Source organism: Scytonema sp. NUACC21 (assembly GCF_054684315.1).
Window position 1 is genome coordinate 39,439 of sequence record NZ_BAAFZH010000079.1, and the last position, 23,906, is coordinate 63,344.

A 23,906-nucleotide genomic window follows, 5' to 3' on the forward strand; every position below is an offset into this window, starting at 1 on the left:
CCTGTGTAAATGTACTTATTTGCCTAAATCATGCTGGGGAACAGCTTTTTAACTAGATACTTAGATGTTGCGTATTTTCTACAATAAATTACCCAAACATAATAATTGATAGACAATACGAGTATTACAATTGAAACAAAACGAACCCAATTTCACTGAATCGATACATGAAGCCGTAGAAACAAGTTATGCAAAACACAACTAGAGCACAAACAGCAGGACTGAGTTTAGAGCTTTTTCACGTTCAGACAAACACATCTTTTGAGTTACCAGCACATTGCACAGTCTTTCGTATTGGTAAGCCCAAGGATCAAGTGGTACCAGATATCAACGTGACTGGTTTACCCAATGCTAACTTTGTTTCTCGTCTTCATGCAGAAATTCAAGTTGAAAAAAACATTTACTACATTGTAGATATGGGGAGTGCCAACGGTACATTTGTCAATAATGTTAGGTTAAAGTCAGGAAAGCGCCACAAACTTAACTTAGGAGACAAAATAGACTTAGGTTCTGGGAACAATGTCACGTTCCTATTCCTTAGCAAACAAAATGCAACTCCTCAGCCCGATACGGTACTGAATCATTTACCGACAGTGATTCAGGTTGAATTGTTTGCTGAAACCAAGCCTACTGCCGTGGAGCGTTCTGGTAAGCTTATGGGCATTTTGGTGATGATTGCAGGCATTTTGATTTTAGCTGTAAATATTCACATTGGCATTCAATTGCGTCTTCCTGGCGTAATCCTATGCTCTGCAGCAGTTGCAGCCCTATCCTGGCGTCGTATCAACCACAATATAGGATGGCTTTTGATGGGTTTGGGAATTTCAGCTATGCTATTTACTGAAAAAGCCTTTGCACCAATGCCTCTTTTAGCTATTGCTTTAGGTTGCGCTCTGATAATAGGTGGATATCACCTGTATACAACAGAGAAAATGGTGAATTTCAGTTTGCCCGGATTGCGATCGCCTAAAGGTATGGGAAAAAAATAATCTTTCTCTGCTTCTAGAACACCGATTCAGTATTCCCGTAGGATGTTAAAAACCCGGTTTTTTAAACTTGATGGGGAAAAGTTAGTAAAGGAAAATAAACTATTTCCACCGCTCGGAAACCGGGTTGTTCTATTTTCTTACTCAACAACAGAAACAAATAATGCAGATAGAACTGCATAACTAGCAAACAAAGCAACAACAGCAAGCATATCCGTTTCCTCCTAATAAGGGTAGTAATAGATAAATATTTATACTTTAAGTATATAACTTTTTTTCAGCAGCCGATATCGTCTAAACAGACGATTCTAAGGGATAAGACTGAGATAGAAATGATTATTTGACGATCGCCTCAAGAAGTATGTCAAGTAATATTACTTAACCTAGAAGATGTAGGTATTAATAACACTTTACTTTGGGCTGTGGTTTGAATTTTATGGAAACCCCTCTCTTTGTAGAAAGGGGATAATATCAAGGTGTTGTATAGTGCCCTTACAATTAATTATGAATAGGTGGCAGTAAAGTTGGGTTATGCACTTGTGAAAGGGTGTGATATCATGTCCGGGTAAAGACTTATCATTAAGGCAGATGGGGAGATGGGGAGAGGGTTTTCCGGTTTTTGCACAGATTGTTTAATAATAACTAATTAACCAGACTTAATATAAGTACAAGCTCATAGCAAAAGTTCACTTACAGAAGACGCAACAGGCAGGGTAAAGTGAAACTCGCTGCCCTGATTTTTGCCAGCAGAAACAGCCCAAATCTTGCCACCCAATTTCTCAATAATTTGTCGGCAGATTGCCAAGCCCAATCCAGTTCCGCCAATAGTACGTTGCATGAATCCTTCTTCTTGATAAAAACGTGCAAAAATGGCTTCTAGCTGGCTGGGTTCAATGCCACGACCCGTGTCAGCAATAATAACTTCTAACATTTGGTTTGTCTTTTGCTTGTTTTGGGTAACACCCTCTTGTTCCACATGAAAAACTTGGGTGCGAATTGTGACTTGTCCGTTGGCATCGGTAAATTTATAAGCATTGTCTAAAAGTTTGGTTAAAACTTCAGTCAGCCCATCTCCATCAGCAAGCACTAGGGGTAAGTTAGGAGGTAACTCTACAATAATTTCCGGTACAGTGTCAGGAGGTTGGTTTCTGGTGAGGCTAGCAATAACTAAATCCAAACAGGTTTGGAGTGACATGGGTTCAATATGCCAGTTAACCCAACCTCCTTCCAAGCGAGAAAGGGTCAGAAAGTCTTGAATCAGCCGACGCATCCGTTCTGAATCAGCAAGGGCTGTTTGCAACATGGTTTGCTGAAATTCCGGGGGCATATCTGGTTCGTTGGCTATACTCTCCAAGCAAACCTGGATGGTTGATAGGGGAGTTCGCAATTCATGACCGACGATCGCAATCAAGTTACTTTGAGTCCGTTCTAATCCAGCAAGTTGCTGATTCAAGGTTTCTAAATTGCTGTAAGCTTGAGCTTGTATCAAGGCAACTCCCACTTGAGTCGCGATCGCTTCGACTAGAGCTTGGTCTGACTCATTCCAAATGTGAGGTTCTATGCCGCAGTGGTGTAACTCTAAAATACCCAACCACTTCTCTTGATAGCGAATAGGAACAACAAGACACGAGCGGATGGAAAATCGCACCAATTGCTCTCTCAATTCCGGATATGACCTAATGCCCAAATCTTGTGTGGTGTCGGCGATCGCAACTGCTTTATCCTGATCTAAAGCAACTTGAAACAGCGGATGATTTGCCAAAGACCAAATTTCTCCCTTCAATGAAGGTAAGCCATGAGCTAGCGCCTCATACTTAATAGGTGCGGGTTTTTCTGTGGGATGATAGTGGTAAAGCAGACAGCGACAGGGGCTAAAAACCTGACTGAGTTCCCGCACTGTTACCGTAAAAATCTCTTCCAAATTGAGAGAACGGCGAATAGCAGTGCAAATGGTATTAATAAGACGTTCCTGACGTTCCTTTTTAGTAATGGTACGGTAGGCTTTGAGCTGCTTGTATTGGCTATTTTGCAAATAAGTCACCAATCGGTCTGTAAACAATCTCGCGTCAATTTCCAGGACGCGAACCCCTGCTTCTTGATTTAAGTTAGCTTGGTTAAGACCGTAGCTTTGTCTTGCTATTTCCACTTTAGCCGCCAGTTCTGGGCAATAACTCAAAATCCGTTCCATTAAAAGCTGAGCAGCACAAATACTGACCTCACGGTCAAAAGTCCAAATTCCTTGAAATTGTCTTGCCTGGTCTAATGATGAACCATCTACTGGGGAAGCATACTCTTGACAAACAATGCAGGCACTGTATTTCTGTCCAATAATTACCAAGTGCCATTCCTGTGCTAGTGCATCCTCAGGATCGAAAGGAATTGTAACGAACGGAGTGGAAACTTTTGCAAAATTAGATTCTGGTGCAGCGAGGACATAAACCTGATCTGTACGCTGAGCAATCCGTTGATAGCGACGGGTTTCTTGAAGGTAATAACGCTCTTGCTGAAAATTAGCAATCACGAGTGGCTTATCGGCTCCCACTAAGACTAGGTCTTCCATTGCATGGGACAGTGCTGTCAAGGATGATTTGAAATAGACTTGACACCGTAAGTTTGGTAAGACCTGAAGTAAATTGTGCAGTAGGGAAATTGAGTTCTTCATTACCGATAAGCTGTAGAGGCCGCTTCCTGCAATTGCCAGCCAAAAAACAGGAGCTACAAACTGGTCTGCTCCCCAAGAACACTACTTCCGTAATTATCGCGTGAATTCAGTATCTATGATGGAATGAATAATATCACGCACCAGGGTGCTCTCAATCAGTGAAGTGCTCGCCTATAAGCTGACTGCTGATAGCTCGTCATCGGTCACAATGATAGAGCTGAGATCGGCATGGCACAAATCGGTTCTTAACAATATGGCTTTGGTGAGATTCACTTTATACAGGTCTGCTTGACTCAGGTTTGCACCAGTAAGGTTTGCTTTCCTTAGGTTAGCACCTGCTAAATTCGCACCACTCAAGTCAGCATATCGTAAATCTGCTCCTTCTAAGTTAGTATGGCTGAGGTCAGCATATCGTAAATCAGCTAGACGCAAATCTGCCTTTTTGAAAATAGCCTTGTGTAAATCTGCTTTACGAAGATTTGCGCGAATCAGGTTAGCTTTGGTGAAATTCGCCCAAATCATAAAAGCCTCACTTAAGTCGGCTCGCCATAAATTAGCCTCAGCCAAAGTGGCTTCCGTCAAATTTGCTCCCCGTAAATTCGTTGCTGATAGAGCCGCCCCAGTTAAGTCTGACCGACTCAAATTAATTCCGGCTAAACAGATTTCGCTGAGGTGAGCCTGTCGCAAGCAAACCTGTAAAAAATCTCTGTTGCCCGCTCTGTAGTGTTTTATCAGTTCATTAGCATCCATGTTACAGACAGCAAAGATTATGAATTTTAGCATTGAGAAAGGTTCAACAGGAACATTTTTCACTGTTAACCGTTGACTACCCAGTGTTGATAAGGTTTTCGAGCAGCGATGCTGAAACCAAAGCAGCACCTGCAGTCAGCGGTTTACAGCGTGAATATTTTTCATGTAGCTCCATGTAAATAAATGTAACAAATTATTAAGCTAATACAAGTCCCTGTAATCTTTTTTTAATGAATTTTGGTTATTCGAGTATAAAAAAAGCTTATGAAAAATCTTCCTGACAGTGCGAATAAGCAAGAATAGACCCTGTCAGCCCAACTGTTATATGTTGAACCTGCTTTTAACCGCACAACATCTGTATTAAGTATGAGCCGCACAATAATCAGCGTCTAAAGCAGAGGAATTACAGCAATTGAACGCACCACCAACTAAACCTTCGGTTATAGTTGGGGATTCTTACGCTATGAAACCGAAAGGCTCCACAACGTCCCCAGCGTTATCGGCGTCCGCGAATTATTCGTTCAAACACAAAAATGATTGAAGCTGGTTTCTTCGATTCTGGATGGCACGGCTCTTGTAATTTCAGTAACCGATAACCCCTGACATGGAACTCTTCGATCCATGATTCAATAGTTCTGAAGTACCAGGGAGAAGGATGAAAAGCCTCATTACCAACTCCTTGCCAGGACGTTTCTCGCCACCCGTTTTCATAAGAACCTTCGCCACTTATCATAAGAGGGTGAAGTGTTTGGATGATGATGCTACCTTTGTCTTCTAAAAGGCGAAGACCAGCCTCTGCGACCTCCTCTAGAGCGGATTGTCCAAGAATTGAAAAGTTACAAATCATGCACGAAAAGTGAGTAATATCACTGAATTTCCGTGAAGGCAAATCGGAGTAGGAAGATACAAGAAAACGATTATCGCCACTACGCCTTGCTACTTCAACAAGATCGGCAGTGACGTCAACTCCCCACCCATTAATTCCTTGGGAGAAGAGTTCATAGCATAACCATCCTTCCCCACAACCAACATCCAAAAAAGTTTTCGGCTTCAGCGCAATTACGGTCTTGGTTATTGCAGCATCTGTGATGAGGGTTCGACTCGAAATTAGCTTTTCACGAATTACGCGTGTCCATGAGTTGGCATTAATTCGCCACGAGTCAAGAATTTGTTTTTCCCGATCTTCCATAACTATCCTACAAGTTGTCGCCTCTACTTACTTTTCACGGGATTTAAATTTCTTGTTTCCCCCTTTATAAGCTATCCATTACCCGCATCTTTCTTAACAATCGCAGAACTGTTATGGAGAAAGGGGGTAAATTCAACTTGTACACCACCACCGTAGCTTTATAAGGGGGGATAAAGGGGGTAAATTCAACTTGTACACCACCACCGTAGCTTTATGAGGGGAAGTAAACACCAAAGTCCACATCTTTATAGGTATGGGTAACTTTGAGTGAAGCAAATGTAAAATTTAATACAGTGATTTTACCCAGTACCACTCATGAGTCAATCCCTCCCTAAGAGAAACTTGAGGCTGATAGCCCAGTATTCTCCGTGCTTTAGAGACATCAGCCGCTGTGTGACGGGCATCGCCCCTGGCTTTATCTACATGGTTTCTCTTGATAGTTTTTCCCACAATTTCTTCCATTGTGTCCAAAACTTGAGAGAGAACAACTCGACTACCACCACCAATATTAAAGATTTCTCCTACGGCATCCGGCACTGTAGCGGCGGCTAAATTGGCGGCTACAGCATCACTCACAAAGGTAAAGTCCCGTGTTTGATAACCATCACCATACACGGGAATTGGCTCATCAAGTAAAACTGATTTGAAAAACTTATGAAATGCCATATCTGGGCGTTGCCTGGGACCGTAAACTGTGAAATAACGCAGTGATACATAGGGTACGCCGAAGTTCCTGTAATAGAGGCTACATAACTGCTCAGCCGCTAGTTTTGTAATACCGTAAGGAGAAACGGGTTTAGGGCATATCTCTTCGTGGGTTGGTAGAGTTTCAGCATCACCGTATATGCTGGAGGTAGAGGCAAAAACTAGTCGTTTCAACTGTTTTGCATCTTTGGCTGCTTCCAAAAGAATTTGTGTAGAATTAATATTTCGTTCGGTGTAAAGACGAAAACCCTCACCCCAACTTGCTCGCACTCCTGCTTGCGCTGCTTGATGGTAAACTACATCTACGTCTTTTAGGAGTGTTTGCCAGTCTAAAAACTGAATATTCCCTTCAATTAATCTAAAACCAGGATGATTTTGCAAGTGTGCAATATTCTTGCGCTTTAAGACTGGATCGTAGTAATCATTAAATTCGTCTATTCCAATGACTTCTTCACCTTGTTTCAATAACGCTTCCACAAGGTGAGAACCTATAAATCCCGCAACTCCGGTAACAATAGTTTTAACCATGATTCCTGTTTTTCGATATTTTTATCTATCTGAATTTCCAAGTTAATCCTTTAAACCAAGAAACCGCCATCCATTTATGATTATTTTTTACTATTTTAAATTTTCCAGCAGGAATGAAAAATAGTGAAACAGCAATTTAGAATTGAAATTGACTTTAGAAGAATTACTGATATTTGATATTTTATATTTACCACAAATCTACTTATTAGCTCAGAAAAAGCTAAAATTAAGATACAGCCAAAAACCGTATAATACCTGTTGCAAAATTTCAAGCGCTTGACGAGTCCCAGGCAAAGGAAAAAAGCAGGGACTTGCACAAGTATCAAAATTGGTGAAAAATTGTACGGCAAGTAGCCATTCAATCAGTAAACAGTCAGCAATGAACAGTAACCCGCAACCAGAGATAACTGGTCATTGGGAACCCACTGATAGCTGCTAACTGCTAACTGATAACGAACCAAGAGGAAGTCAGTGAAAGTTTTAGTTGTTGGTAATGGAGGGCGGGAACACGCTCTTGCCTGGAAACTGTTGCAATCAAAGCAAATTGAGCAGGTTGTTTGCGTGCCGGGAAATGGTGGTACGGCAATCATGGAACGCTGCAAAAATGTGCCTTTGGCTGTAGATGATTTTGAGGGAATCAGTCAAATTGCTCAAGAAAATGGCATTTCCTCGATCGTAGTTGGACCAGAGGTGCCGCTGGCAAAAGGAATTACAGACTACCTTCAAGCCAAAGGATTTATGGTTTTTGGTCCAACAAGGGCGGGGGCGCAAATTGAGGCGAGCAAAGCTTGGGCAAAAGCCCTAATGCAAGAAGCAGGGATTCCGACAGCGCGGTCGGCGGTATTCACAGAGGCACAAGCAGCAAAATCCTACGTAAAATCACAGGGAGCACCAATTGTTGTCAAAGCTGATGGTTTGGCAGCGGGTAAAGGTGTCGTTGTTGCTGAAACAGTGGAACAGGCACAGGCAGCAATTGATGGTATGTTTGGCGGGCAGTTTGGCAGTGCGGGGCAATTTGTTGTTATTGAAGAGTATTTGACCGGGCAAGAGGTTTCTGTTTTAGCGCTGACGGATGGAATTACAATTCGCCCATTGTTACCGGCTCAAGACCACAAGCGAATTGGTGAGGGCGATACGGGGGATAATACAGGTGGGATGGGTGCTTATGCGCCTGCACCCATTGTGACACCAGAGTTGATGGCAAGGATTCAACAAGATGTTTTGGAGAAAGCGATCGCGACTTTAAGGTTAAAGGGTATTGACTATCGAGGGGTACTGTACGCCGGATTGATGATTACTGAAGGCTTTTGGTTTTCACGAAGAATTTAAAAATTGGCGTTGCGGTCATTGCGATCGTTGTCATTAGTCATTTGTCCAGTGTCATTTGTCCTTAGCTAGTGACCAAGTTGGCTAAAACAAAGAATTAAAGAAGTTGAAGCTGAGAATGGGGGATTGCGTAACCAGCACGAAGCAATTTATGGTCGTATCCTCCAGGCTTCTGAACTAGAGCATCGGCTTGAGAGACTAGAGGCAGAAAACGCAAGGCTAAAGAAAGAATTGGAAACGTGTTTAGCTCAGCCACAACCGCCACAACCGCCACAACCATCTTCATTGTCTAAAAAGTCTAATGTTGCAACAGCTTTAATCAAAAGATCAAAAGGTGAGATGAGCGACACGATTGGGGATGAGCTAGATTCCTTGGGCATTAAACTGACTAGAACTCTTGCTTCCAAGATTAGGAATTCTACTGAACAAATTGTGTTAACTGCAATTGAAGCATTAAAAGAGCAACTGCAACATCAGGTCATTAGAAGCCCTGGAGGATGGCTAGTTAGTGCGATTGATCCTGCATGGCTCAATCAACCTCTTGGAGAAGAAACTCACGCAGCAGAAGAGTTTGCTCAGTGGTATGACTTGGCTAGAGAGTATGAGATTGTAATTGGGAGTCAAAAGAAAGACGACGGCTCTATGTGGGTTCAAGAAAATACTGGTTAGTGGTTCCCTTTTGAGAAGTTTTCCGCAAAGTGGACTCTGGAGTATTTGCGTTCAAGAGTGGTGAGGCAAGAAAGCAAGGTATCCAAGAATCAACAATTTATGTCTTAAGGGTATATGAATCGCTTTAATTGATAGAAAACTTGCTGACAAGCTTCCATCTATTATTAATTGTGTGGTAAAACATAAAAAGCAGACTTAATGTCTGCTTATTTACATAACAAGGCTTCCATATCTGGCGGTGTAAGCTAAGTGAATTTCCGACCCACAACACTTACACTGCTTAGAGACGAAGCCGACATATCCTCACGAGAAAGGAGGTTTAATATGTCTAGACTAAAACCTAGTCTAGACGACAGTCTGCTACGTAGTCAACTATTCGACTTAAAGCAATCTGTCGATACTCCCATTAAGCAGTTAATAGATAAAGTCCTAAGCTTATCGTCAACAAAGCTGCTTATTCTTTTCACCATTTATAGTCTTGAAAAGTCGAACAGCAAAGAAGTTGCTGAAAAAATTTTTCTTAATCGAAGCACGGTAGCAAAGCGCATGGGAGAACTTGCTGAACAAGATGGTCTCCTTAGCTACGTGCAATCTGAAAACAATAATCCGCTCTTTCCAGGAGTCAAAACTTATTTTGTCTCACACGAGTCAACCAAGATGATTCTTGGTTTTGTGACTGGAGCAATCAAGCCAATAGATTCAAGCAATCATGAACAGAACGGAACTTTGCCCAAAGTAACTGGGGATTCTAATTTGGACACCTCTGACAACCCGATTGACAACAAGCAAGCTAGCGTAGAGCAAATCCATCAATTCTATCAAGGTATTTCCGATCTACCGCCAACATCGCAAAAAATAATTTCTTTGCTTGATGATACTCCAAAGTCGGTTAAACACTTCTATGAACGGATTGGATGCGACTATACAACCGCGAGTAAATACCTGAAAAAATATTGGGATTTAGGCATCGCACATCGAAAAATGGCATCTTCACCTGGTACGGGCAGGGGAGAATTTTTGTATTATTTAAATCCCGATGTCTTTAAAGTACTACCAGAAGTCAAAAATCAGTTTTTAGCTTCTGCATCTTCAGTTCAAGCAAAGTTTGAAGGTAGCAGCGATGTTGTGACAGAAAACACGGCAGTCTCCGCCTCAAACGAAAAAACGTGTAATAGCAGTGACGGAGCGAATATGAGCACAGAGCCTTCTCAGCCTGCGGATATTAGTGTTAATACTTCTGAAAGATCCGAACCGCTTGCTCACAAGATAAAAGAATTTATCAAACAACTAAACCAAGTTGAGAAAACTGAACAAGAATTGCGCGATCTTTTGGGACCTGGGAAAGAAACGGATATTGCTATAGCTAGGCTCAAATCTAAAAACTTATAAAAAAGCGGTGATATTACTCTCACCGCTTTGTCAACTCATGGGCGGCGCTTGGTGCCAGACGGGTCTCCTAAACTCAGTGCTGAGGGGTTCGATATCCCCTGCCGTCCACAAGCTGATATGCACATATTAATACGTGTGTGTCACATCTTCATATTGCTTAAATCAAAGAAAATCATGGTGAAAAACAACCAAAGAGAACTCCAGTACGAAGGTCATTTGGTTCACCGTCGCTTACACGATGGGCTAGTTAGTTTGACTGATATGTGGAAAGCTGCTGGACAGCCAACAAACAAGTCACCACGGGACTGGAAACGCCTTCATAAAACTCAAGAATTACTAGAGAGTTTAGCTTTTGGGACGGGCATCTTGCCCGTTCGAGTTAAAAGCAACCGGGGTAAGCATTCCAAGACTCATTACATTATTTCTGAAATTCTCGGTATTCTTGAAACCGTTAAACATGGAAGACACCCTGCAACATACGCTACTCCTGAATTAGCGATTGATTATGCACAAATTATTTCAGTAAAATTCCATCAATGGACTTTGACTGCGCTGAAAGAGCGCATTGAAGAAGAGGCTAACTCAGAACTTGCTTATAAAAGAGGTCGAGCTAGGGCTATTCAAGGATGGAAAAAGCAAGGTAAATCTGATGACTGGATTCAAGACCGCATAAATTGTATTGAGAACTATAAGCAGCACACAAGTGTTCTTGCTGCTCACAGTGTCGGGCGAGAAGGAGGACGCAATGGTTTTGCTGAATGTGCAGACGCTATTAATTTAGAAATTTTAGGCGGACGATCTAAAAAACTGAAAGCAGTTTTAGGATTAACGAAAAAATCTCAACGACTGAGAGATAATTTAACCAGGACCTAATTGACAGCCCTTAGTTTTGCAGAAGCGCTGGCTGATGACGACATTGAAATCAATAATTTACAGGGAAATAAATATTGTCGGCAGGCTTGCTCTCAAGCAGCTTATAGGGTTGTTTTAGCTGCTCATGGCTCTACAAGAATTATAGGCAAATTGGACTAACTTAAAGCATCACTTATCATATAACTAAATAAATTTGAGCTATGTCCAGTATTTAATTACTGAAATCTAATTAATCATACCTTTCATTTCTTTTTCCGGATTCCAAAGGGTTTAACTTCTCTGCTGTCCGTAAACCTGCAGCTATCTTAAGGCAATGTTTTTGAACTTCACACTGGTATGCCAAAAAAACTAAATAGCATATTAACTATTGCTTTACGTTCAATGACATAAAAAAATAAAAACCTTAATCCATTAATCTAATTTGGTTTAAGGTTTTTATTTAGTGAAATATTTAATTGACAAAATTTAGTTAATCAGATTTTTCATACCTGAATAGTCTTATGACTTACCAGTTTTAAGCGTCTAATAAACTCTTCTTTTGTTACAAAACCACTTTTGTTGTTTTTACAATCAAAGTTTTTAGGAAAGCTTGGTTGAACTATTTTTTCAGCATTATCAATAATTCGCTGAAATTTCTCCCTCTGAATTTGAGTGAGTGCCTTTGATTCTTCCGTTTTCTGTAGACTTATTTTCGTCATGTTGCTCATTTTCTTTTTTCTCCTCATTATCTTCATCATCAAAATCTTCATCGCCTGAGTCTTCCAAATCTTCATCAAGAAGATCATCTAAGAAAAATATCATTTTTTCAGAAGAAGGAGTTCTTATACACTCATAAAGAATTTGTTCAAGAATTTTCTCTGATTGACTTGGCTCTCGAACTACAGGAAACAATTCTTGCGCTTCTTTACGGTCAATAACAAATCCGTGGGATGGGTAATCATTTATTAATTTATTTACTGTTTTCTTTAAATTAGGGTTTAATCTGATGCCATATTCATAAGCTACATCCATTGATCTATAAACTGCGCCTAATCTTAGAGGTTCAATTTGACTGGCAATTGGAGCTAATAAACCGACAGCTATAGAACTAGCTATATCTGCTGCTGTTTTTGTAGTAACTACACCTCCTGAGCTAACAGTCGTTGCAATAAAATGTTGCTGAAAAATTTGAAAGCCTTGTAGACTTAATACGGTTAAGGCTTTTTGCAAATCTAAACCTGATGACCTTCTAACTAAGTCATCATCTTTAGCAACTTGGATGTCTAAAGGTCCTAGTTCAGCCAAATCAGACATTACTATTTCATCTGCACCAATCGCTACCAAAGTACCCGCACTTTTGCAATACCCAAATACAAAAAGAGTAAACTTATTGTATGTATTTTGCAGAAATCTAGCAATTCTAAAAGCGGCATCAGGATCGCCACCATAGGTTGCCAAAACAAGTACTAGATTATCTCTTTTATTAGCTTTTGCCTGTACAATCTTAATTACCTGGTCAGCGTTTTCCTCCTCAATATCTGCACTGTAGATAAATAAGTCAGCATCAAGGGTTTCAGAAATAGTCTTGATGCATTCTCGTAACATATCATGTACATTCGTACTCATAGGTTGCCTTTAAGATAAACAACCTATTATACATATTATACCTGTTTTAACGTCAAGAAAAGAGCTTCTTGATTTAAGAGTCCATAAAGTTAAACGAAAGTATAAATTAAAAGGTGTACATAATCGTTTTCTCAAGCAAAACCATTTCGTTGCTGAAAGCCTGATATTCTTTAGTCATATATTACAAAAATTTTTAAATACGTTTTATATCTATTGTGACAGTTTAAGAACCAATATTGTGTAAATTTATATAAAAGTTATTTTATCTTATTTACTTTATAGATATGTCTAAAAAGTAAAATCTTTGTAAAATCAGCTTTCTGGCGTTTTAGCTAAAGATAACTTGCGTTGGGTGGTTCACTTTCAATCACCTTTGTTGCTATCGGAGTATGTTCAGGAAATTGGACGTGCAGGACGGGATGGGAAACCAGCTCATGCGTTAACTTTAATTAGTGAACCAACAGGGTGGTTAGATCCTGAGGATAAACAAAGGCAAAGGTATTTTGAGAAAAATTTGCGATCGCTACAGGTCTCCGCGCAACAATTGATGCAAAAATTACCTTCAACTGGGGAAGTGAATGCAGTGGTACAAAAATTTCCCGAAGGTGCTGTTGCATTATCTTTGCTGCGTAGGAGCGGTCAACTCAAGTGGCTTGACCCTTTTCATTACACAATTGTTCGCGGTGAAAAAACTATACCACACGAACACTTGGATGCTACCAAGCAGATGAATCGGTATCTGATGACTCGGGGATGCCGTTGGCAATTTTTACTGAAGGCTTTTGGTTTTCACGAAGAATTTAAAAATTGGCGTTGCGGTCATTGCGATCGTTGTCATTAGTCATTTGTCTTTGGTCATTTGTCTTTGGTCATTTGTCTTTGGTCATTTGTTCTTGGTTATTTATTCTTAGGTAATGACCAAGTTGGTTGGTGGGCAGTGCTCACCCTACGAAAATCTGAGAAGGGTTTTGGTCTTATCTCAACGATATTGGTAGTCATTTGCCCTTAAACTAATGACCAAGGACAAATGACAAATGACCATTTTTAAAACTGTCTTAAGAATCGTAGGTCACTGTTGTAAACGCGGCGAATATCATCCATTTGGTGGAGTACCATCGCAAAGCGTTCAACACCGAAGCCAGCAGCGAAGCCAGTATACACTTCTGGATCGTAGCCCACAGCTTTTAATACGTTTGGATCGACCATACCGCAGCCCATGACTTCCAACCAGCGACCATTCCATTGCAAATCAACTTCTGCGGAGGGTTCTGTGAAGGGGAAATAGCTAGCGCGGAAGCGAATTTGCACATCGCCAAACATTTCTTGTAAAAAGACTTTTACAGTACCTTTGAGGTCGGTAAACGTTAGCCCTTCATCAACTGCTAAAAGTTCTATTTGATGGAAAACGGCTGAGTGGGTAGCATCTACATTATCTCTCCGGTACACGCGTCCGGGAGCAACCACTTGGATTGGTGGTTCCTCGTTTTCCATGTAACGAATTTGAACCGATGAGGTATGAGTTCGCAGGAGATTTCCGTCAGGTAGGTAGAAAGTATCCTGCATATCGCGGGCTGGGTGGTCGGGTGGCGTGTTGAGCGCTTCAAAGTTGTAGTAGTCCGTTTCCATCTCTGGACCACTTGCCACCGTGTAGCCCATACCAATAAAGATATCCAACGCTTTATCAATTATCCCGTTTAGGGGATGGACACGACCTTGGGGACGGTAGACACCAGGCATCGTCACATCCAAGGTTTCAGCTTCTAGCTGTACTTGAATTTGGGCTGTTTCTAAGGCTACGCGTTGCCGATCTATACTGGCTTGCAGGGCATCTTTAACTGTATTTGCGATCGCGCCAAATTTTGGTCTTTCTTCTGCACTTAATTGACCCATATTTCGCAAGAGCGCCCCCAGCTGACCCTTTTTACCCAGGTAGCTGACTCTTAATTCCTCAAGGCGTTCTAATGTATCGGCAGCAGCGATTGCCTTTTCTCCTTCCTCTTGCAGTCCTAAAAGTTGAGCTTCTAAGTTGTTAGTCATTAGTTAATTGTCATTTGTCATTTGTCAAGAGTCATTAGTCCAAGGTTTGGTTTGCTGGACAAATGACATCAGTATCCCATTAATGAGTTAAGGCGATGGTAAGAAACCAACTTCTTTTTACCAGTTTAGCTGCTTTACCCGGTCTAAAATTTAAGTTTTGACCATAAATATTTCGGTGTTCCTATCTTGACTCATCAAGCAGGTGAGCGCTTAATCCATATATTCTAGAAGTTTCCAGGTTGACTCTTGACGAAATGAGTCTTCACTCTTAACGATTAACTAATGACCCATGACTAGTGACAAATGACGATGAAATTACTGATTAGCAATGATGATGGTATTTCTGCTCTGGGTATTCGTGTTCTGGCAAACACCTTAGCAGAAGCAGGTCACGATGTCAGCGTAGTTTGCCCGGATCGGGAGCGCTCGGCAACTGGACACGGCTTAACCTTACACCAACCGATTCGTGCCGAAATAGTCGAATCGCTTTTTCATCCGTCTGTCAATGCTTGGGCTTGCGATGGTACTCCTTCTGACTGTGTCAAATTGGCTCTGTGGGCTTTGTTGGAAGCCACACCAGATTTAGTTCTTTCTGGCATTAATCAAGGTGCTAATTTGGGAACTGAAATTCTCTACTCTGGTACTGTATCTGCGGCAATGGAAGGCTTAATTGAGGGCATTCCCAGTATCGCCTTCAGTCTTGCCAGCCACACGAGTAAGGATTTCCAAGCATCTGCTCGCTTTGCCAAAATCTTGGTTGAGCAATTAGAGAAAAATCCCTTACCAGACTTGATGTTACTCAACGTTAATATTCCTGCTGTCAATTGGGAAGAAATTGCTGGGGTGACAATTACCCGTCAAGGAGTGCGGCGCTATGTTGATGTTTTTGATAAGCGAGTCGATCCTCGCGGGAAAACTTACTATTGGTTAACTGGCGAAGTGCTAGAGGATGTTGAACCACCAATCGGTTTAAATCTTCCTCAAAGTATACCTATCGATGTTCACGTTATCCGTAATAATTACATCAGTATAACGCCTTTACAATACAATCTAACCTACGCAAATGGGCTGAATCAATTGTTTGATTGGGAATTTAAGCTTCCATAAAGTAGGACAGGTACGGATAACTCTGTTGGCTTCATGAAATGCATCCTGACAAAATTTAGGTTATAAAGTTAGGAGCAGATTTGTGGATCGAACATACATAAACATTTGTAAATAAGAGAACTATGGTTAGATATTTTTAATTTGTAAAAACAAAAACAATGTTCATCAGGGTACGCTGTCTTCCGAAGAGGTTCTTTCTCTAGCAAAAGCTAGAAGACAGCATAAACTTAATGGTTAAAGTAAAAATTTTTTGTATTGATCGCCCGCTCAGTCCAGCAAGTACCACTCATGTCTAGGATAGAGAATTTATTTTCCGTACATTTTTGGGGCGTTCGCGGCAGTATCCCCTGTCCGGGACCAAATACCGTTCGCTATGGCGGTAATACCCCTTGCGTTGAGATGCAAGTGGGCGGTAAACGCTTAATTTTTGATGGAGGCACGGGGCTACATGTTTTAGGGCAATCGTTGTTGCCCGAAATGCCAGTAGAAGCTCATATCTTTTTCACCCATTCCCACTGGGATCATATGCAAGGGTTTCCCTTCTTTACTCCAGGGTTTATCCAGGGAAACAGGTTTCATATCTATGGTGCGATCGCTCCTGATGGCTCGACCATAGAACAACGTCTTAACGACCAGATGCTACATCCAAATTTTCCCGTTCCCTTGCAAATAATGCAAGCGAATTTAGATTTTTACAACGTCGTACCGGGGCAAGCGATACACGTTGGTGACATCACTGTGGAAACAGCACCGCTCAATCATCCCGGTGAAGCCCTAGGATTCAGAGTGAACTGGCGTGGGAGTGCAGCAGTTTATGTAACCGATACGGAACATCTGCCCGACAGAATAGATGAAAATGTTCTGAGTTTGGCTCGTGACGCTGAGATCCTCATCTACGATTCCACTTATACAGATGAAGAGTATCATTCTTTGACCAAACCTAAAATTGGCTGGGGACACTCTACGTGGCAAGAAGCTGTGAAAATAGCGAAAGCTGCCAATGTGAAAACTTTGGCGATATATCACCATGACCCGTCCCATGATGATGAATTTTTAGACCGTGTTGGACAAGAAGCAGCAGAAAAATTTTCGGGGGCTATTATGGCACGTGAAGGAATGGTACTTCAAGTTCCCGTACCCATCTCCTTATCAGAATCTTTTCCTGTTAGCAAGTTTTTGGCTTAAAGTTGGAGTCGAAGCAAAGGTGAATTTTGGATTAGATTGGTGAGTAGAAGCTGTCAGCAATCATCAAAAAGCAATTAGCTGTCAGCGGTTAGTCGAAAATTGTAGACTAAGGAGCTGATAGCTAATAGAGTAATGTACTGAAGTTTTGAGTTTCTTTCGGCTTTCGAGCTAACGCGCTTGGCACCGGCTGGGACTCAACAGTAGTTGCAATAACTGGGGAACCCAGTAACGCACTACCTTAACTTCTGGCTCACAGCTTAAACATTCCTAAAATCCCAAAATCGACGTGCTAAATTTGTCTCAAAATGGGTTTTCTGTGTGGGTTACTTCATTGACCGAATTGGCTCTAACACCAACTTGTGTTGCACTTGGCAAATTTGACGGCGTGCATCGCGGTCATCAACGGGTTATTCAACCGATATTGCCTGATTTCACCGCTTCCTCAGGCACTCACTCGACGGTGGTTACCTTTAATCCCCATCCACAGGAGTTTTTCACAGGTCATAAGCGTACTTGGTTGACACCATTGGATGAAAAAATTTATCAACTGCGATCGCTTGGGGTAGAACAACTCGTGCTCCTACCCTTTGATAAAGAATTATCTGCTTTAACCCCCGAACAGTTCGTAGAAAAAATTCTCGTTCAGCAACTACAAGCTAAACAAATTAGTGTTGGACAAGATTTTTGCTTTGGCTCCAATCGTAGTGGTACTGCCAAACATTTGCAAGTGCTTGCTGCCAAATACAACATTCCTGTCACCATTGTTCCCTTAGAAACTTGTGCGTCTGATTTGTCTGAGGGTAACACTGATGCAGGCGAATCTTCCATCCATCAGACCCGCATTAGTACATCACTCATCCGTCAATTGCTACAAAATGGAAATATCCAAGAGGCAAACAAGCTGTTGGGGCGTCCTTACACCCTTATAGGTACTGTAATCCAAGGTCAACAACTTGGTAGAACAATTGGTTTTCCCACTGCTAACCTAGAGTTACCAAAAGATAAATTTTTGCCATGCTGTGGTGTTTACGCTGTTCGTATTTTTACCGTAGGTGAAACACTAGATTCTCTCGAAGATCCCTGCTTGGGCGTTATGAATATAGGTAACCGTCCAACAGTAAATGGTACGTATCAATCGGTAGAAGTTCATTTACTAGATTGGTCTGGTAACTTATACGGTAAGAAACTAGCAGTGCAGCTAGAACAATTTTTGCGACCTGAGGAAAAATTTCCTTCTTTAGAAGCCCTAAAGAAACAAATTCAACAAGACTGCATTGCTGCAAAAGCATTTTTAGCTGGTTAGTTCTCAGCAATGGGTGGGAATACTGTAATTGGTTATTGGTGAGTGGTTAATGGTTATTTGTTCCACTAACCACCAACGACTAACTACTAACCACTAACAATTCCCTATTCTCAGCATGCGACAAAAAGTTGAAACTCTAACACAAAACCTATCACTCGCCATTGTTGGTAAAACCGAGGCAATACGCTTGGTGCTAGTTGCTTTGCTAGCAGGTGGTCATGCTTTACTAGAAGACGTTCCTGGGGTGGGTAAAACCCTTCTTGCCAAATCTCTAGCACGCTCCATTGATGGTAAGTTCCAAAGGTTACAATGCACTCCCGATCTACTGCCAACAGATGTTACTGGCACCAATATATGGAACCCAAAAAGCGGTGAATTTGTTTTTCTCCCCGGTCCGGTATTTGCTAACATCCTACTTGCAGACGAAATCAATCGCGCTACACCTCGTACCCAATCAGCTTTGCTAGAAGTGATGGAAGAGCATCAAGTCACAGTGGATGGTATATCTCGTACCGTTCCTATGCCCTTTTTCGTCATTGCTACCCAAAACCCTATCGAATACCAAGGTACCTTTCCACTGCCAGAGGCGCAGATGGATCGATTTATGTTGTCGCTGAGCCTTGGCTATCCTACTGAAGCAGAAGAACTTCAAATGTTACAACGACATCAACAGGGAGCTAATTTTGCCGATTTGCAACCCTGCATTTCCTTAGAAGAAGTACAAGAGTTACAAAAAATCTGCTCCAAAGTCAAGGTAGACAATTCGTTGCAACAGTACATTCTTGAATTAGTGCGAGCAACACGTCATGATGAGGAAATCACCCTCGGTGTCAGCCCTCGGGGTACTGTTGCGTTACAACGAGCCACTCAAGCCCTAGCTTTTCTTTTAGGTAGAGATTATGCAATCCCCGATGATATCAAATTTTTAGCACCTTATGTTCTATGTCATCGACTTATACCCAATGGAGGTCGTAAGGCAAGAACTGTAATGGAAAGATTATTGCGGTCTGTACCCATTCCATAACAACAATGATAAAAGTTACAATATGAACTTTGTAGTAGTTAAGCGTAAGCAAAACTACTTAAATTGAAGCAACATTAACCAGAAACATCATTGGTGCTGTGCAGGTCTTATGTTTAGCAAGAAATGCCACATATGAAAGTGTGGGAGGGTGAGGTCCTATGTCAAAGATTGTTAAAGGTAAATTCCGCCATCGAAAATTAAAGGGAAAGCCACTCGGTTTACTCTTGGTTATCTTGACTTGGAGTTTGGCTATGGGTTGGCTTTTAGCTTTGGCAGCTAATGTCCAAGGCGCAACTCCCTCCTCAGAGGTAGGAACTGTTGACGTAGTACCTGCACAACACCAATTAGGACAAGAATTGTATTTGGAAAATTGCGCGACTTGTCACATTGCCATACCTCCTGCTGTCTTACCTACCCAAACTTGGAAAAATCTTTTGGAAGACTCGCAACATTATGGTGTACAACTCAAGCCATTGGTCGATCCACCGCGCATCCTAGTTTGGCGGTATCTTGCAGCTTTCTCTCGCTCTCAGTTGTTGGATGACGAACAAATACCCTATCGCGTCAGTAGTTCTCGATACTTCAAAGCGATGCATCCTAAAATCAAGCTACCAAATCCCGTGCAAATCGGCAGTTGTGTAACCTGTCATCCCAGTGCTGCCGACTTTAATTTCCGTAACCTAAGCGCCGAGTGGCAGTAATTTGGCACTTGGGGGACAAGGGAGACAAGGAGGACTTGGGGGACAAGGAGGACAAGGAAGCAATTTCTACCTTATCTACCCTCCCTCTCTCCCTCCCTCTCTCCCCCTCTCCCCCCTCTCCCCATCCCCACTTCCGTATACGCTGTGAATAGATAGTAAACAGCACCAAGAGAGCAACATGAGTAAAGCTTACCCCAGCAACCTGACCCGTGAGCAATATGAATTTCTTAGCGACCTGATTCCAGAAGCTAAACCAGGTGGACGCAAGCGTGAAGTCGATATGTGGGAAGTCCTCAATGGGATTTTCTACATTCTGGTAGAAGGAGTTAGATGGCGAGCGTTACCAGGGGATTTTCCTCCTTGGCAGACAGTGTACACATATTTTCGTAACTGGCGCAAAAACGGGACGTGGCTGAAAATTCACGATAATATGAGAGATTGGGTTCGGATGGAGCAGGAACATCATCCGAGTCCATCTGAGGCAATCATCGACAGTCAAAGCGTTAAAAGTGCCGCGATGGTGAGTCAATCGGTGGGCTTTGATGCAGGCAAGAAAATTAAAGGACGCAAACGATTTATGACGGTCGATACCTTGGGGTTAGTCTTGCGGGTATTGGTAAAGGCTGCCAATGTCGGTGAGCGTGAAGGGGGGCAAACAAGTTCTCAAACGAGTCAAACACTCTCAACAGCAAGTATCTCGTTTAACAACCCTCTGGGTAGATGGGGGCTTTGACGGTGAACCGTTCATGCAGTGGGTAATGGACGTTTGTCGTTGGATTGTGCAGGTGGTTCTGCGAAAAGCAGCAAACCAAGGGCTTTGTCTTGCTCAAAAAACGTTGGGTTGTAGAGCGAACTTTTGGTTGGCTGATGGGGTGTCGGCGCTTGGTCAGAGACTATGAGCTATTGCCCGAAACATCGGAAACGTTTATTTACCTTGCCATGATCCGTATTATGGTAAGGCGACTGGCTTAAAATTTGACTCCCTAAAACTTTTCAAACAACCTCTAAAACATATTGCCAATTTGGAAGACTCATCCTTGAACTATCAATTAGGATTATGCATTAGAAATTTACTACGAGCTACAGACATTAGAGAAGTTAATAGGGTATATGTTATAGGATTACTTGATAAGGTAGCCAAACTTGACTTAAACTTTTTATCTCAAATTGTTAGTGAAGATTTGATGACAGAAAACGGTACTTTACCACTTGCTAATCTTTATGCTATTGTTGTCGCAATTATTTACAATCAAGGAAAATATTCTCCTTTAATCGATAAAATATTAGCTGATGAACGATTGCCACTGGAGGTAAAAAATCGCATCATTCAAGAACGAGAAGGGTAACTGACATCTTGCACGCCCAGAAGTGGGAAGGGATGGTGGGCAGTGCCCACCCTACTTTGTGTCCTTTGTGTCTTTGCGGTTGATTGAAAAAGGTAATCTTTTGGTGGGAATGTTCCTCGCGATTGGATGTTGGGTTTCGTTCCTCAAACGCCACTTGCTTCAATGGGGGGAACCCCCACAACGCAGTGGCTCCCCAACCTACGGGGTTTACGGGTTTACGGAGTTACGGGGTTTTAAGAATTGTTTGCAAAGCTTGCAATAATTCCTTAACGGTGTAGGGCTTGGGCAAAAATGCGTTTACACCATTGCCAACAGCAGTTACTAACTTACTGTTAGACATCAGCCCGCTGCTAGCAATCACTTTCACATTTGGGTTAATTTTTTGAAGGGTACGGATGGCAGTTAAACCATCGAGGGAAGGTAACATCATGTCCATCAGCACTGCACTGATTGTATCCTTGTATTGGGCATACACAGCGATCGCTTCCACACCATCACCAGCAGTCAAAACTTTATAGTTGTGTGCTTCCAGCGAAGCTTTGGTGATTTCCTGAATCGAGGTTTCATCATCTACAACAAGAATAAGTTCTCCATTTCCCATTAACACATCAACGTCTGGTGTTAGCTCTGTTTCCGTATCTTGCACGGCTGGAAAGTAAACTTTAAAACAAGTGCCGGAACCCACTTCACTATATACATTCACAAACCCACCGTGGCTTTTAATGATGCCAATCACGGTAGATAATCCCAAACCCGTACCTTTGCCGTGTTCTTTAGTTGTAAAAAACGGCTCAAAAATTCTGTCTATAATTTCTGGAGGAATGCCAACACCAGTATCCGAAACAGTAATCACCGTATACGGACCAGTTTTTGCCTCTAAATGCATGCGGGCATAATTTTCATCAATAAACAGATTTTCAGCAGAGATACTTAAAGTTCCCCCATTAGGCATGGCATCACGAGCATTTACGCAAAGATTCATGAGTACCTGATGAAGTTGCGTACTATCTCCAGACACCATCCATAGGTCTTGCTGTATATCAGTACGGACTTCCAAAGATTTGGGAAATGTTTCTTTGAGAATAGATATCACTTCCTTTACAAGGTGTCTCAATTGCAAAGTAATGCGCTTTCCTTCGACACCCCGCGCAAAAGACAAAACTTGTTTAACTAAATCCGCTCCTCGTTTAGCGCTATCTTCTAATATCTCCAACAGGTGCATATCCTGGTCGCATATATCAGGATATTTCAATGGTAATAATTGTGCTACAGCAAGAATAGGTGTCAGGATATTATTCAGGTCGTGAGCGATACCACTTGCCAAGGTACCAATACTTTCCAAGCGTTGGGCGCGAAACAGTTGGGATTCTAAAAGTTTTTTCTCGGAAATATCTGTATCAACAGTCAGAATTGATGTGGGCTTCCCGTGTTCATCGCACACCAACGTCCAACGACTTTCAACAAGGATTTCTTTAGAATTCTTAGTTATTTTAGTAAATTCACCCTGCCACTGACCTTTGCGGGTCACACTTAAAAAAGCTCCTTCCTCTTCTGGCGGTGTTTCATCGTAAAAGAATTTGCTGGCATTTTGTCCGCAGGCTTCTTCTGAGAGCCAGCCATACAAATTTTCTGCTCCTTTGTTCCAAAATAGGATACGATGTTCTAAATCTCGCACATAAATTGCATCCGTTGTCACATCCAGTAAAGCAGCTTGTTGGCGAATTTGCTCTTCAGCCAATTTGTGCCTGGTAATGTCAATACAGGCGCAGGTGATACCTACAACTTCATGTGATTTATTGTGCAAGGGTTCTACGGTGAGATCGTAATACCGAGTTTCTTGGTCTGTGGTGATAGAAACTTCTTCTCTGGTTCCGATACCCGTAGCAAGTACGCCAAGTTTAATCTTTGTCAGATGTTCGGCATCTTCAGCCAAAATAAAATCTGAATCCCGTTTCCCCAAAATTTCTTCAGGGCTCAATCCAAAAATAGGATTATAAACCCAGGTGTAGCGCAACTCTTTGTCTTGATTAAACACAAAAATGGGAGAACTTTTCAGAGTGACCCGGAATCTTTCCTCACTCTGTCTCAGTGCTTCCTCTGTACGCTGACGCTCAATTGCATAGCGCATGGAACGGAACAGTAAGTCACCATTCACCTGTCCCTTAACCAAATAATCTTGTGCCCCTTGCTGCATTGCATTCAGAGCCACTGTTTCATCATCAAACCCTGTCAGTACAATTACGGGAATAGCTGGAGCTTGCCGATGAATTTTGACAAAAGTTTCCAGCCCTTCACTATCTGGCAGTAATAAGTCCAGCAGAATGACATCAAAACTTTCTTCTTCCAGATATTTCAGTGCTTCATCTAACTTTTGTGCTTGCTGCAGGAGGAATTCAACAGCGGGGACTTCCCATAAAAACTCCTGCAACAGCCGAACATCTCCAGGATTATCTTCTACTAATAAGACTTTCATTATATTTTTGTTATTAGTTATTGGTGAGTGATTAGTAGGGGTGGGTTT

18 protein-coding genes and 3 pseudogenes are annotated in these 23,906 nt (G+C 41.9%); 14 read left to right on the forward strand and 7 right to left on the reverse strand.

Annotated features, from left to right (window positions below):
- Positions 1-188 precede the first annotated feature (188 nt).
- On the forward strand, positions 189-989 hold the full coding sequence (locus ACYRY3_RS17310) for an FHA domain-containing protein (protein ID WP_460202862.1): 801 nt from the start codon (positions 189-191) through the stop codon (positions 987-989).
- Positions 990-1,659: 670 nt separating this feature from the next.
- Here the strand turns inward: ACYRY3_RS17310 and ACYRY3_RS17315 are convergent.
- From ACYRY3_RS17315 to ACYRY3_RS17330, 4 genes are all read right to left on the reverse strand, one after another.
- On the reverse strand, positions 1,660-3,648 hold the full coding sequence (locus tag ACYRY3_RS17315) for a DICT sensory domain-containing protein (protein ID WP_460202863.1): 1,989 nt from the start codon (positions 3,646-3,648) through the stop codon (positions 1,660-1,662).
- Positions 3,649-3,819: 171 nt separating this feature from the next.
- A complete protein-coding gene (locus tag ACYRY3_RS17320) occupies positions 3,820-4,398 on the reverse strand; it encodes a pentapeptide repeat-containing protein (RefSeq protein WP_460202925.1) in 579 nt (192 codons plus the stop codon).
- A 496-nt stretch (positions 4,399-4,894) separates the two neighbouring features.
- Positions 4,895-5,587 carry a class I SAM-dependent methyltransferase gene (locus ACYRY3_RS17325; protein WP_460202864.1) on the reverse strand — a complete coding sequence of 231 codons (693 nt, stop codon included), beginning with the start codon at positions 5,585-5,587 and terminating at the stop codon, positions 4,895-4,897.
- 285 nt (positions 5,588-5,872) lie between these two features.
- Complete coding sequence (locus tag ACYRY3_RS17330) at positions 5,873-6,820, reverse strand: NAD-dependent epimerase/dehydratase family protein (RefSeq protein WP_460202865.1); 948 nt, start codon at positions 6,818-6,820, stop codon at positions 5,873-5,875.
- Positions 6,821-7,291: 471 nt separating this feature from the next.
- Between ACYRY3_RS17330 and purD the strand changes: the two are divergent.
- The 5 genes and pseudogenes from purD to ACYRY3_RS17355 all read left to right on the forward strand — a co-directional run.
- Positions 7,292-8,119, forward strand: a pseudogene (purD, locus tag ACYRY3_RS17335) (phosphoribosylamine--glycine ligase); the annotation flags it as partial.
- Positions 8,120-8,272: 153 nt separating this feature from the next.
- Positions 8,273-8,815: a hypothetical protein gene (locus ACYRY3_RS17340; RefSeq protein WP_460202866.1), complete on the forward strand. Its 543-nt coding sequence runs from the start codon at positions 8,273-8,275 to the stop codon at positions 8,813-8,815.
- 324 nt (positions 8,816-9,139) lie between these two features.
- Positions 9,140-10,204: a hypothetical protein gene (locus tag ACYRY3_RS17345; protein WP_460202867.1), complete on the forward strand. Its 1,065-nt coding sequence runs from the start codon at positions 9,140-9,142 to the stop codon at positions 10,202-10,204.
- Between the two features lie 174 nt (positions 10,205-10,378).
- Positions 10,379-11,077, forward strand: a complete 699-nt coding sequence (locus ACYRY3_RS17350) for a KilA-N domain-containing protein (protein WP_460202868.1) — start codon at positions 10,379-10,381, stop codon at positions 11,075-11,077.
- Positions 11,078-11,236: a hypothetical protein gene (locus ACYRY3_RS17355; RefSeq protein ID WP_460202869.1), complete on the forward strand. Its 159-nt coding sequence runs from the start codon at positions 11,078-11,080 to the stop codon at positions 11,234-11,236.
- A 456-nt stretch (positions 11,237-11,692) separates the two neighbouring features.
- Here the strand turns inward: ACYRY3_RS17355 and ACYRY3_RS17360 are convergent, their stop codons facing one another.
- Complete coding sequence (locus tag ACYRY3_RS17360; RefSeq protein ID WP_460202870.1) at positions 11,693-12,682, reverse strand: SDH family Clp fold serine proteinase; 990 nt, start codon at positions 12,680-12,682, stop codon at positions 11,693-11,695.
- A 334-nt stretch (positions 12,683-13,016) separates the two neighbouring features.
- On the opposite strand from ACYRY3_RS17360, the pseudogene ACYRY3_RS17365 reads away from it, so the two are divergent.
- Positions 13,017-13,523: pseudogene (locus ACYRY3_RS17365) on the forward strand (RecQ family zinc-binding domain-containing protein); the annotation flags it as partial.
- A gap of 203 nt (positions 13,524-13,726) precedes the next feature.
- On the opposite strand, the gene pheS reads toward ACYRY3_RS17365, so the two are convergent.
- On the reverse strand, positions 13,727-14,719 hold the full coding sequence (gene pheS, locus ACYRY3_RS17370; protein ID WP_460202871.1) for a phenylalanine--tRNA ligase subunit alpha: 993 nt from the start codon (positions 14,717-14,719) through the stop codon (positions 13,727-13,729).
- A 309-nt stretch (positions 14,720-15,028) separates the two neighbouring features.
- On the opposite strand from pheS, the gene surE reads away from it, so the two are divergent.
- The 7 genes and pseudogenes from surE to ACYRY3_RS17405 all read left to right on the forward strand — a co-directional run bounded on the left by surE (position 15,029) and on the right by ACYRY3_RS17405 (position 21,385).
- Positions 15,029-15,826, forward strand: coding sequence for a 5'/3'-nucleotidase SurE (gene surE, locus ACYRY3_RS17375; RefSeq protein WP_460202926.1), 798 nt, complete (start codon positions 15,029-15,031; stop codon positions 15,824-15,826).
- Between the two features lie 288 nt (positions 15,827-16,114).
- Positions 16,115-17,011: an MBL fold metallo-hydrolase gene (locus tag ACYRY3_RS17380; protein ID WP_460202872.1), complete on the forward strand. Its 897-nt coding sequence runs from the start codon at positions 16,115-16,117 to the stop codon at positions 17,009-17,011.
- Between the two features lie 286 nt (positions 17,012-17,297).
- Positions 17,298-18,314 carry a bifunctional riboflavin kinase/FAD synthetase gene (locus tag ACYRY3_RS17385; RefSeq protein WP_460202873.1) on the forward strand — a complete coding sequence of 339 codons (1,017 nt, stop codon included), beginning with the start codon at positions 17,298-17,300 and terminating at the stop codon, positions 18,312-18,314.
- 115 nt (positions 18,315-18,429) lie between these two features.
- The gene (locus tag ACYRY3_RS17390; RefSeq protein ID WP_460202874.1) at positions 18,430-19,338 is read left to right on the forward strand and encodes an AAA family ATPase; all 909 of its coding nucleotides are present in this window, start codon (positions 18,430-18,432) and stop codon (positions 19,336-19,338) included.
- Positions 19,339-19,496: 158 nt separating this feature from the next.
- A complete protein-coding gene (locus ACYRY3_RS17395; protein ID WP_460202875.1) occupies positions 19,497-20,039 on the forward strand; it encodes a cytochrome C in 543 nt (180 codons plus the stop codon).
- 178 nt (positions 20,040-20,217) lie between these two features.
- Positions 20,218-21,011, forward strand: a pseudogene (locus ACYRY3_RS17400) (IS5 family transposase).
- 65 nt (positions 21,012-21,076) lie between these two features.
- Complete coding sequence (locus ACYRY3_RS17405; RefSeq protein ID WP_460202876.1) at positions 21,077-21,385, forward strand: hypothetical protein; 309 nt, start codon at positions 21,077-21,079, stop codon at positions 21,383-21,385.
- Between the two features lie 223 nt (positions 21,386-21,608).
- On the opposite strand, the gene ACYRY3_RS17410 is transcribed toward ACYRY3_RS17405, so the two are convergent.
- On the reverse strand, positions 21,609-23,858 hold the full coding sequence (locus tag ACYRY3_RS17410; protein ID WP_460202877.1) for a PAS domain-containing hybrid sensor histidine kinase/response regulator: 2,250 nt from the start codon (positions 23,856-23,858) through the stop codon (positions 21,609-21,611).
- Positions 23,859-23,906: the final 48 nt, after the last annotated feature.

Coding starts and splice junctions, on each gene's coding strand:
- ACYRY3_RS17310 (WP_460202862.1), top strand. CDS start 189: ATGCAAAACACAACTAGAGCACAAACAGCAGGACTGAGTTTAGAGCTT.
- ACYRY3_RS17315 (WP_460202863.1), bottom strand. CDS start 3,648: ATGAAGAACTCAATTTCCCTACTGCACAATTTACTTCAGGTCTTACCA.
- ACYRY3_RS17320 (WP_460202925.1), bottom strand. CDS start 4,398: ATGGATGCTAATGAACTGATAAAACACTACAGAGCGGGCAACAGAGAT.
- ACYRY3_RS17325 (WP_460202864.1), bottom strand. CDS start 5,587: ATGGAAGATCGGGAAAAACAAATTCTTGACTCGTGGCGAATTAATGCC.
- ACYRY3_RS17330 (WP_460202865.1), bottom strand. CDS start 6,820: ATGGTTAAAACTATTGTTACCGGAGTTGCGGGATTTATAGGTTCTCAC.
- ACYRY3_RS17345 (WP_460202867.1), top strand. CDS start 9,140: ATGTCTAGACTAAAACCTAGTCTAGACGACAGTCTGCTACGTAGTCAA.
- ACYRY3_RS17350 (WP_460202868.1), top strand. CDS start 10,379: ATGGTGAAAAACAACCAAAGAGAACTCCAGTACGAAGGTCATTTGGTT.
- ACYRY3_RS17360 (WP_460202870.1), bottom strand. CDS start 12,682: ATGAGTACGAATGTACATGATATGTTACGAGAATGCATCAAGACTATT.
- pheS (WP_460202871.1), bottom strand. CDS start 14,719: ATGACTAACAACTTAGAAGCTCAACTTTTAGGACTGCAAGAGGAAGGA.
- surE (WP_460202926.1), top strand. CDS start 15,029: ATGAAATTACTGATTAGCAATGATGATGGTATTTCTGCTCTGGGTATT.
- ACYRY3_RS17380 (WP_460202872.1), top strand. CDS start 16,115: ATGTCTAGGATAGAGAATTTATTTTCCGTACATTTTTGGGGCGTTCGC.
- ACYRY3_RS17390 (WP_460202874.1), top strand. CDS start 18,430: ATGCGACAAAAAGTTGAAACTCTAACACAAAACCTATCACTCGCCATT.
- ACYRY3_RS17395 (WP_460202875.1), top strand. CDS start 19,497: ATGTCAAAGATTGTTAAAGGTAAATTCCGCCATCGAAAATTAAAGGGA.
- ACYRY3_RS17410 (WP_460202877.1), bottom strand. CDS start 23,858: ATGAAAGTCTTATTAGTAGAAGATAATCCTGGAGATGTTCGGCTGTTG.